8 protein-coding genes are annotated in these 10,036 nt (G+C 46.8%); 1 reads left to right on the top strand and 7 read right to left on the bottom strand.

Annotated features, from left to right (window positions below):
• Positions 1–199 precede the first annotated feature (199 nt).
• From PAEAM_RS15665 to PAEAM_RS15650, 4 genes are all read right to left on the bottom strand, one after another.
• Positions 200–961, bottom strand: a complete 762-nt coding sequence (locus PAEAM_RS15665; RefSeq protein WP_243391377.1) for a YcnI family copper-binding membrane protein — start codon at positions 959–961, stop codon at positions 200–202.
• 458 nt (positions 962–1,419) lie between these two features.
• Positions 1,420–3,129, bottom strand: a complete 1,710-nt coding sequence (locus tag PAEAM_RS15660) for a copper resistance CopC/CopD family protein (RefSeq protein ID WP_165789939.1) — start codon at positions 3,127–3,129, stop codon at positions 1,420–1,422.
• Between the two features lie 214 nt (positions 3,130–3,343).
• Entirely contained in the window at positions 3,344–4,000 is a 657-nt protein-coding gene (locus tag PAEAM_RS15655) for a response regulator (RefSeq protein ID WP_036616682.1), read from the bottom strand.
• A 1-nt stretch (position 4,001) separates the two neighbouring features.
• Positions 4,002–4,832: a sensor histidine kinase gene (locus tag PAEAM_RS15650; protein ID WP_076319546.1), complete on the bottom strand. Its 831-nt coding sequence runs from the start codon at positions 4,830–4,832 to the stop codon at positions 4,002–4,004.
• 305 nt (positions 4,833–5,137) lie between these two features.
• Here PAEAM_RS15650 and PAEAM_RS31820 point away from each other — a divergent pair, with 305 nt between their 5' ends.
• Positions 5,138–5,305, top strand: a complete 168-nt coding sequence (locus tag PAEAM_RS31820; protein WP_017691019.1) for a hypothetical protein — start codon at positions 5,138–5,140, stop codon at positions 5,303–5,305.
• Between the two features lie 133 nt (positions 5,306–5,438).
• Here PAEAM_RS31820 and PAEAM_RS15645 read toward each other — a convergent pair whose 3' ends face one another.
• The 3 genes from PAEAM_RS15645 to PAEAM_RS15635 form a co-directional block, all read right to left on the bottom strand.
• Complete coding sequence (locus tag PAEAM_RS15645) at positions 5,439–7,271, bottom strand: bifunctional diguanylate cyclase/phosphohydrolase (protein ID WP_047840385.1); 1,833 nt, start codon at positions 7,269–7,271, stop codon at positions 5,439–5,441.
• Between the two features lie 310 nt (positions 7,272–7,581).
• On the bottom strand, positions 7,582–8,172 hold the full coding sequence (locus PAEAM_RS15640; protein ID WP_036616686.1) for a DUF5317 domain-containing protein: 591 nt from the start codon (positions 8,170–8,172) through the stop codon (positions 7,582–7,584).
• Positions 8,173–8,414: 242 nt separating this feature from the next.
• The gene (locus PAEAM_RS15635) at positions 8,415–9,836 is read right to left on the bottom strand and encodes a hypothetical protein (protein WP_100528176.1); all 1,422 of its coding nucleotides are present in this window, start codon (positions 9,834–9,836) and stop codon (positions 8,415–8,417) included.
• Between the last annotated feature and the right edge of the window lie 200 nt (positions 9,837–10,036).

Here is a 10,036-nt window from a genome sequence, read left to right as displayed (position 1 = left end):
AGATTACGTGTACAATTACAACTACCGACGCTTTCAAGCCAAACTCAAACAGCGCGCACCGATTGAATATCGATGCGCGCTGGCAGCATAGCTTTTTTCATCTGTCTACTTGACAGGGGTATGACCATTGATCCCGTATGCCATAGGCTTCTTTGTTATCTGTATTTTTCTCAAGTTATCGTGAACTGTAAGTTAATTCTTAACGTTTTTTGCGACGCGTAGCCAGAGCGATTCCCAGGAAGGAAAGAATCAGGGCCAGGATGGATACGATCAATGTTGCTTGTTGAAGCTTCAGTGTACCCGGATCTGTATCCGTGTTGTTTGGCTCACCTGTAACGGTGTCATTAAGTGCATCGCCCAGCGTGGTGTCATCATTTGCTTTGCTATCGTCGGTAGCTGCATTATCCCCTGTGCTTCCTTCTGTACCTGCACTATCATGTCCGCCACCTGCCGCAGCATTATCAGCAGCAGCCGGATCTTCGCTAATCGTCGTGATACTGTGCGGGTTGGCGTCACTTGGTTGGCCTGTCCATTCTACGATGCTACCATCACTGTAGTATTGGAAGGCATCCCAAGCTACTTCAGCTTCCGCCTTAGGGTTCTGTGCAACGAAGTTGAACTGCTGGAATTGTCCTGCCAGAATCCCTTCGTTATCGCCGTCAATTTCCCATGTGATCGATGTAACTTCATTGGAATCGTTCTTCTCGGTGGTGATTTTCCAACCTGCCAGTGGTTGATATTGCTTGAATGCAACACCTTCCGGAACTTTCATGGTGATTTTGGTTGTAGGCAGTTCTTTCTCGGATGGAATCTTAATGGTGTACGTCTGCCATGCACTTGTCTGTGCAACGGATGGGCTAACGGTAACATGAGCGCTAGCGAATCCGGCGAATAACATGAATGCTGCGGTACCTGTTGCGATAGTGGATGTTAGTTTGGAAATCCATGATGTTTTCTTCAAAATAAATAACCCCTCTCAGTTCTTATCATATATGATTCGGCCCATTTTCTTAAATGAGTGTCTACGTTCTGCAAAGGCCGTTTCGGTTACGAATGGTTCTTACGAACTCCGTTATTCCGGGATTTTTATACAACTTTATAAATTTAACTAAATTCGGTTTACACATACACTCCGATGACAGAATAACCCTCCAATCGCTGTTATCCCCAGATTTTTTTGATTCCCTTTTCTCAAAGGGAAAATCCGGTGATAAAGGCGAACGCTTCGCTTTTTCAGGTTTTTTCTGTCCTCTCCGTTTCAGTGCAAACATTAGTTCAATTTATATTTAGTAAGATGAAATCCCGGAATAAAGGCTGAGCTTCGCTTCTCCAAAATCAATTCGTTCCCTTCACTACATTTGCAGTTTGTAGAAACACTAATTTTAGATTGGGTCACTTTTCAATATAAACGTTGTGTAACTATGGCTTGGCGGTGTCAATCTCAAATTCGGCATCCAGTGCATCCAACGTCTTGGTCAGAAGATGAACCTTGATATTCCAACGTCCAGGCATGGAGATGTAATCTTCAGCCTTGTACACACCGGTGTCGTTTTTCGGAATGGTAATCTCATAGATCCCCATATCCATGTCCAGATGTGTGAGTGACAGTGTGATCTGTTCCAGATCGTTAACGATACTTCCATCTGCCCGTTTCACATCAACTTCGAATTGGTTCTCTCCCGTTATATTGGGACTCACCTGAAGTGTGATCGCCGAGCCGTCTTCTGTAGTCTTTGTCTCCTGATACGGTCCGACCGCAGCGGGTTGTCCTGGAGACAGGTGTGTCAGTACGGCAGCAAGAGCGAGAATGACAGCACCAGTAGCAAGTTCGGCTTTTAGGCTGCCGGATAATCTGCTTCCCGTTGCTGCTCTTGCCAATCTGGCATGACGCCACGCGAAGACAAGCATTACAATAAGCAGGACGATCTTGCCGATCAGGACAAGGCCATAAGCTGTAGTGAACAAGGAAGTCAGCACAGGTGCTGGTAGAATAATCAGACTGCTGTATATCCCTGTAGCAACCAGAGCGGCTACGGCGCCAATCCCCCAGGCGGTAAATCTGCGAATAGCAACCCAGTAGACTTCTCCTCGCACCTTCGATGGCAGCTTATCCGCCAGTGGAGGCAGACATATCGCCATGGCGGTTAGTGCACCAATCCAGAAAGCGGCACCAATCAGATGCACGAAGTCCATGGCAATCGCGAGCGCACGTTGATCCGCCGCAGCCGGATGTCCCGTCATGGCATGCGTGAACAGCCATCCAAGCACGAGCACAAGTGAGCCATAGGAAGACCAGATGCGAGCACGGATGGATCGATCGCGATCATATCCGGAGAGAATCGTGACGGCCAGCAGCATTACAATGAGTATTTGTAACATCCAGATCTGACCAAAGGATGTCAGCTTGAGCGCACTTCCGATCAATCCCCAGCTTAGTTCACCCAGAGCCACACCAGATTCATATAACGTATTCAATGGCAGGCTGACCAGAGCGGCGAAGGAAGCAGCAGCATAACTGATCCATAACAATCTGTAGCTACCCGGAACGTCCATAGGTTCTCTTGTCATGGATGTCGGTGCGATTCGCAGCAGTAAGAATGCAAGTGTCCCCAGAATGACAGACAATCCGAGATACTGAATCCAGTCTGTCAGGGATACAATCCATTTCAGCGGCCCACCTGTTGAACCGGAACCGGATGTAAGATCACTCAGTCCGGCAGGAGAACCGGATGGTTCACCGATATGGAAAACATACGCCCCTTGAATTGGATGTCCATCGGCAGATACAGCTTTCCAGTTAACGGCATAAGTCCCGTTCCCGAGTCCAGCTTGCAGGCCAGTCTCCAGAATATGAGGGCGATCCACATCAATCTTTACATTTCCATCGTCTGCCTGATTGCCGTCAGGGCCGGTAATTTTGATATCATAAAAGGCCGTCTGCAAGGATTCGTTGAACTCCAGCGTCAGCCGCTCCGGAGCAGCTACGAGGATCTCATTTTCTCCTGGCGAAGCCTTAATAATATAAGCATGGGCAGATGCCCACTGTGGCATAACAAGGCAACATACGAGCAACAGACAGGTGACCAATGCCCAGTGCCGTTTGCCCCATTTCAGGGTAAAGCTTGTCAAAATCAAAAAATCATCACCCTCAGGTTATAGATTTGTAGTCATTCATGGTCCTTTAAACACAATCTAACCCATTATAACTTTGTCCAAAATGACTGCGTATGACTACATTGGGCTATAAAAAAACGATTTGGTCTACATAATTGTGACAAAAGCATGAATGCTATGTCATTTCTCACCTATGTCGGAAGCATCATTGACTCCGAATTAACAATGTTTATTTGCGAAGTTTACGTCCTGCAAGCCCGCTCTCTAGTGCGTAGCGGGTGAGTTGTACCCGGTTTTCAAGCTGGAGCTTCTGCAAAATGTTTTTGAGATGATTCTTCACCGTCTGGTCTGAAATACCGAGTTGATCGGCAATTTCCCGATTGGTATATCCCGCGGATACCCATTGCAGAATCTCAAGTTCCCGCGCCGTTAGCGGGTTATCTTGCACATCTTCACTGCGTGGTGCGGGGAACTCCTGCAAAATCCGGTAGGCCAGTTCCTTACTGAGCGGTGCGTCGTCACTGACGATGGCGCGCAGGTATTCAAGCCAGGTGGAAGGCGTTAGATTTTTGAGCAAATAGCCTTGAGCGCCTTGTTTCAGTGCTTCGAACAGAAACGTCACATCATCCGATACCGTGACCATAACAACAATAACATAAGGGAATCGCAGCTTGATCTGACGGGTGGCTTCCAGCCCATCCATGCCCGGCATCTGCACGTCCATCAGGATCAGGTCGGGCATCCATTGCCCGGTGAGTTCCAGCGCTTCCTGTCCATTCGAAGCTGTACCAATCACTTCAAACAGGCTGTCCTCGGATAAAATGCTACAGATCGCTTCACGCGCATGCGCATGATCATCAACAACCAATACACGTACATGTTCCATATTAAGCATGCTCCTTTCCTATCATCATTCGTGTATGCCCCGGTCTTGAATCGAGGGTGAAAGACCAACCCATCTCGGCAGCACGCTCCTTCGTAATTCGCAGTCCGTACCGATCCTTCAGATGAAGAGGATCTCCACTTAGTCCATTCCCATTATCCTGAATATAAATGAACCAAGCAATTGGGTTACCTTCCGCATGAACCTGAACGCGGGTAGCCTGCGCATGTTTGCGTACATTCAGTAGTCCCTCCCGGATACAGGCGAGCAGTTCCACTTGTTCCTTGGCAGAGAACGTTACACCCCTGAGGTCCCAATGAATCTGTGCACCAGGTACCGTTTCCTTGACGAGCACTTCAACCTGCGCATGTAGTGAAATAATTTCTGACGTTACCGTAGAGGAAGGAACAAAACGCAACTGGGCAATAGCTTGCCTTACATATGTATTGACTTCATGCACGGTTTTTTGAATCTCCTGGATCTCATGCTCATGTCCGCTGCCTGCCAGACTGCGGCCTGCTTTATCGGTCTTCACTGACAGCAGGAAAAGAGACTGAGATATGCCGTCGTGAAGTTCTCGCGCCAATTGGTCACGAGCTTCCAGCGCTGCTTTTGCTGCACGTTCCTGCTCCAGAGCAGCCCTGGCACCTTCGAGCATGTGGAACAAGCGGCTGAGCAGTGTCACGCTGACGAGGTAAACGATGAGGGGTGTTAACCAGTTTCCTGCATCCATCGAAAGGTATGGCATCAGAAACTGATGGCGAATGTATTCCCAGATACCAACCGTGAATGTAGGGATCAGCAGAATCATCCATTTAATTTGTTTATAGGACATGAATGCAGAACTCCTTTGATCTAGGATTAGCTTAATTAGGCACTTTATTTATACAGGGATGGGACCATTATAACGCAAGCTTGTCCAAGACCCTAGTCTGTGTCTTTGGAGAAAGCTGGGGAGGATCAGAGAGTATTTAGAAGGATATCTAAGAATGAGAAGGGGTGAAATGTTGTCACGCTAGGTGAGGGTTGGTGTGACCAGCTGAGGAAGGCTGAGTCCGTTTTCCCTATCGGAGAAGGTCCTCTATACTTAATATAGAACGTGAATTCATTACAAAACATGTTAAGGAGTGAAGCAACAACATGAGTCAAGAAGTATTGGAACGTCGCAGTGAATTGCTCAAAAAGAACATTCATCAGATGCTTGTTCAAGACAATCAGCACGGTATCAGTCGCCAAGACAACATGTTTTTGCAGCAGATGATTAAAGAGCTGCATCAGACCTCACATGAGCTGAATACCAAATCTTAATGTAGAATCTGCACGAGAATGAAGTTGTCTGGTGTACGATTCATTCCATGAAAATGAAAATGGCGCTATCTCCGATCAGACCGGGGATAGCGCTTTTACTTTTTCTGGGCTTATAGAAGAAATTCTGTTTATTTTACTGCAACTGTTGCTGAGCGGTTCTTTTCTCAATATATTGAATGAACAACTCGGCAAGCTCCGGATCGAACTGTGAACCCGAACATGAGCGTAGCTCCCGAATGGCTTCTTCCATGTTCTTGGTTTCCTGATACGGCCGCTCTGTCGTCATGGCATCAAAGGAGTCGATCACGGTCAGCATCCGGCAGAGCCGGGGAATCTCGTTACCCTTCAGGCCGTAAGGATAGCCTTTGCCATCATAACGTTCGTGGTGAAGTTCAATATACGGAATCAGATCGGCGAAGCGATCGTTCGTGATCACCATTTTTTTGCCCCAGGTGACATGTCCTTTGATCGTTTCCCATTCTTCTGCGGTGAGCTTGTCCTTTTTGTTCAGAATGGACCAAGGAATCTCCAGTTTTCCGATGTCATGAATCAGTGCTCCCAGTACGAAACGACGTTTTTCCGCATTGTCCAGTGCGAGCAATTCACTGATATCCAGTGCATATTTATAGACCCGTTTGGAATGTTTAAACGTATCCATATCTTTGTATCTGAACAGATTGAGCTGCTGCTCGATGTCACGAACGTCCTGTACCAGATCAATCTCGTGTTCCATACCATCATTGCTGCCGTGGCGGTGCACGTTGTTCTTGCCCTGTTTTTTCGCATAATATAGTGCTTTATCCGCCTGATCCACAAGCTGGGATTTGTTATACATATCCACCTGATAGGGCGCGACGCCAGCAGAGAAGGAGAGACAACCGTGTGGAAACACTTCAACGCCTTCAAACGGCGTGTCGTTCAGTTGTTTACGCAGCTTGTTCATGAACCTGTAGGATTCGTCCAACTCCATGCCTGGCATGAGCAAAGTAAACTCTTCCCCTCCATAACGAAAGGCGGTAACAGGTGTGCCTTCCGTCTTTCGCATCAGAAAATCCCCCAGCAGGGCCAGCAGACTGTCACCTTGAAGGTGGCCAAACCGATCGTTATACTTTTTGAAATCATCAATATCAATAAGTCCCAGACAGAGCGGGGTTCCCTGCGTTCGAGCGTTAGTCAGTTCGCTTTCTAACATACTTTCGAAATAACTATGGTTGAACAGACCCGTACGTTGATCCGTGTTGGCCTTTTCCTCAATCGTCTGATACATCACAAACAACTGCCTGAATGCATGGGAGAGCAGAATGCTAAGACTTAGATACAACAACAGGCCAAGTACGCCATTGTGCACAACCAGAATTGTCAGGACCAGCGCCAGAATCAGCGTACACAGATAAACCAGCAGGGATTCGGTAACGAATGCCCGCTTCATCTGCTGTAATGCATCCTTTGTTGAGAAATGAAAGAATAAGCCAAGTGTGATCGTGTTGATGATGAAGTAGGCTGCGAGCGCTGCAAAATAAGGAATCAGGTTATAGCCGTCCAGAGTTCCCGATTGCCCGCCAGTCCACTCAAACACGGCAGCTGCTCCCGTAATCATGAGACTGTAGATGCTGAAATTAACAATGTGTTTCCACCAGGTTAGCTTGCGCTCTTTGATTAACAGGATGATGGAGACAGGAAGCAGTACGGATAAACTGAAAGCTCCGCCAAACATGAATATACAGGCAAGGTATACCGATGAATCCATGGATTGCTGATTGCCTTTGGGTGGAATCTGGAACGTGAAATAATCCAGAATTAACGCCGCACCCAGCATGGTGTAGACCATAACCCAATCCGCCGTGGTTAGATGAAGGTAAGACCACTTGTTCATGTATAGAAAAACACCGATCCCGGTACAACTAAGCAAAATAACATACATACTGCTTCGATCTGCCTTATGGATAAGGTTACGAATAAAGTTCATAAAAAATCTCCTGCTTGAGTTTAGTCTAATCTTGATGTGTATATAGTTGGTGTTCTTCTATAGGGATATACTATATAGATGTATAACATACCAAGTTGCCTGCCAAAAATCCAGACAGAAAAAACAGGCCGCTGGCAGCCTGTTTGTCTTGTTGGGTGGTATGGATACTAGCCGCCCAGCTTGTATCCCGAAGTTAACGCTACAACGACAGAAGCCACGATGATTGCGTTGATGACAATGCGGGAATATTTCACACCTTCAAATTTTTTCATGGAGAAGACCTCCCTTCCTTGGAGTCTACCTGTTTTCTTCAAGCCTGATGAGTTTTAGCAGGTTGCACAGCCTTTTTGTCCCGATTCACCATCATGTATTGAATAAAAAGGAATATGCCAATATTCATGACCACATCACCGATGCTGATGACCTGAGTCCGTGGATAAGGGCTGGAGAGTGGGATGATATCACCGAGAAAAGGCAGATTTGTAGATGCATCCATCATAAAATGCTTTGATACGGCGCCGCCTTCCCGGAGCATGTCTACATAGTAGGGTCCCAGTACAGCGGAGGCTTCCACAGAAACAGGCATGCGCCCACCGTTTACAGCCATAACGGCAAAATTGAGAAATACCCCAATCCAGATGAGCATGAAACCGGTATGGTGTCTGTTGAGCCACAGGAAAGCGAGCCCTGTAATGTAGACGGCAGCAAAGAGATATCCATTAATGGATGCCACCCATTCGAATCGTTCCTGGAGATAGAAAATAAAGAACTGGATTAGCAGCAATACAGGGAAAATCCAGCCACTTCGCAGCTTGAGTGCTGCAAACTGGTTGAGCCCATGCCGCAACCCGCCCCGAAAAAATCCAACGATCAAGCCTAGTAGAATACCGTCATATACCATGGAGTAACTCCTGTTCGTGCGGAGATATGCAATATGATTGCGTGTTTGTGTACATAAAGGATTCGACCTTATATTGGTAATTCCTGCATGAGAAAAATGATTTTGTAGAAGAAATTTGCAAAATGCTGAACAAAAAACCGCCTTTACGAATCTAGGGGTCGAAACCCCTGTGAAATTCGGTAAGGACGGCTGCTTATGGTGCCAAAATACGAGCTTTAATTCGGTTGAAGACGGAATTTATTTTATTCAGATCCACCGTTCAGATAGTTGAAGAAAGGCTGGTCCACCCAGAAGTCATACGTCGTAATGTCCGCATCAGGTGCCAGCTTCAGGAAACCTTCCCGAATGGATTTGGCATTTTCTTTCAGAGAGAAGGACTGAGCGTAGTAATTGCCAAGCGCGATCTTATTATTGGAAATGACAGGGTAGTTCGCCAATGCGGTTGGTGAATAATACAGCGGTTGCCACCAGGAGCTGAGAATCAGTGGAGATGTACTGTCACTGTTCTTTTTGGCATATTTCAGCACAATGTCGTTGAAGCGAACTTTGTCTGCCACATTGTTGAACTCGAACTGGATATCATATTCCTTCGCAGAAGCAATATAGTTACCATTCTCGATCTGTGTCACTTTATAATCAGGCGTTTCCTTCGGCTCGCCCCATTCCTTCAAATAAATGAAGGCAGATGTCTTGGGTTGGAATTGCACATCAGCATCAATACCTTCGCTACGCAACAAACCAACCAACTGTACAGCATGTTGAATATTATCGTGGCCGTAAGTAAGTGTCAGTTCATCGATAAAGTTGGAATCAAAGCGGCTATCCTTCAGATTATAACCTGTTACGAGATCATCTCGCAGGGCCTGATCCACAATCTTTCTCAGCTCAGGTGATTCGATCAGATCCGCTGTGCGATATGCAGCATACAGTTTGGAATAGATGTCCGCATCGCCGGAACGCCCAATCTCATGTTTGTATTTCCCTTGACTGACCAATACACGTCCAAGCAAAGTATCAGCGAAATCTTTACTTGCTACGCCACCCTTAAGGAGAGCGGGGTATAGGCTTTCAGGAATCAGGCCTGTATCGATCGCAGCAGCCAGCTCCTGTGCGGCTTGTCCCTGAACACGGTTTGGGCTAATGCCAGCTTTGGCAAGCGCTTTGGCTGTTTTCTCTGCAGGATAAGTATAAGCCAGTTCCTTGAATCCGGCTGCTTTCACCGCGATGAAGACCGCTGCATAAGTGCTCAGTTGATCCTTAGCACGTACTTCTGTACCCGTAAGAACCCCATTATTGTATAAGGATACGGCAGCATCATATGAAGAATCACCAGAAGACAGATCGGTAAAGACAGGAGCGTTGGCTTCACTGTCACTTGCTTGAGTTGCTTCCGTGATGGCTGCAATGGCTTGAATGAAATCACCTTTGGTAATCTGTTGCGGCAATTGAATGTTGTATTTCGCTTGCAAGAATTGAGCAAAATCCGCTGCGCTTTCCGTATAGGCAACTGGCGCCTGAGCTACCGGTCCTTTGACACTTTGTGAGGTGGCGGGTTTAGCCGGAGTTGCAGATGCTGCAAAAGCGGAAGCGGGCAAGCTAAGGCTGCCGAGTGTTACCGGAGCGGCGAGTAGGGCCGCCAACGTGATCTGGGTGATTTTTTTCAAATGAATAGCCTCCTTAAAATGGGTTGGAAAATAATCAGCTTTGGGTCATAATTCTGACAATTCCTATAAGAATAGAATAATTGGATTGACTTTAGCACGGAGACGCGCTGGATGTCAACGAAAAAAAGCTTGATACAGAACGGTTTCCAAAGCTTGGTAGAAAGCGAATTGTCAATTATATTCTATTTGAGTGTATACGC

The organism is Paenibacillus sp. GM1FR (genome assembly GCF_002803315.1).
Taxonomy (GTDB): domain Bacteria; phylum Bacillota; class Bacilli; order Paenibacillales; family Paenibacillaceae; genus Paenibacillus; species Paenibacillus amylolyticus.
This window is presented reverse-complemented; position numbering and strand designations above follow the sequence as displayed.

Coding starts and splice junctions, on each gene's coding strand:
- PAEAM_RS15655 (WP_036616682.1), bottom strand. CDS start 4,000: ATGGAACATGTACGTGTATTGGTTGTTGATGATCATGCGCATGCGCGT.
- PAEAM_RS15650 (WP_076319546.1), bottom strand. CDS start 4,832: ATGTCCTATAAACAAATTAAATGGATGATTCTGCTGATCCCTACATTC.
- PAEAM_RS31820 (WP_017691019.1), top strand. CDS start 5,138: ATGAGTCAAGAAGTATTGGAACGTCGCAGTGAATTGCTCAAAAAGAAC.
- PAEAM_RS15645 (WP_047840385.1), bottom strand. CDS start 7,271: ATGAACTTTATTCGTAACCTTATCCATAAGGCAGATCGAAGCAGTATG.
- PAEAM_RS15640 (WP_036616686.1), bottom strand. CDS start 8,172: ATGGTATATGACGGTATTCTACTAGGCTTGATCGTTGGATTTTTTCGG.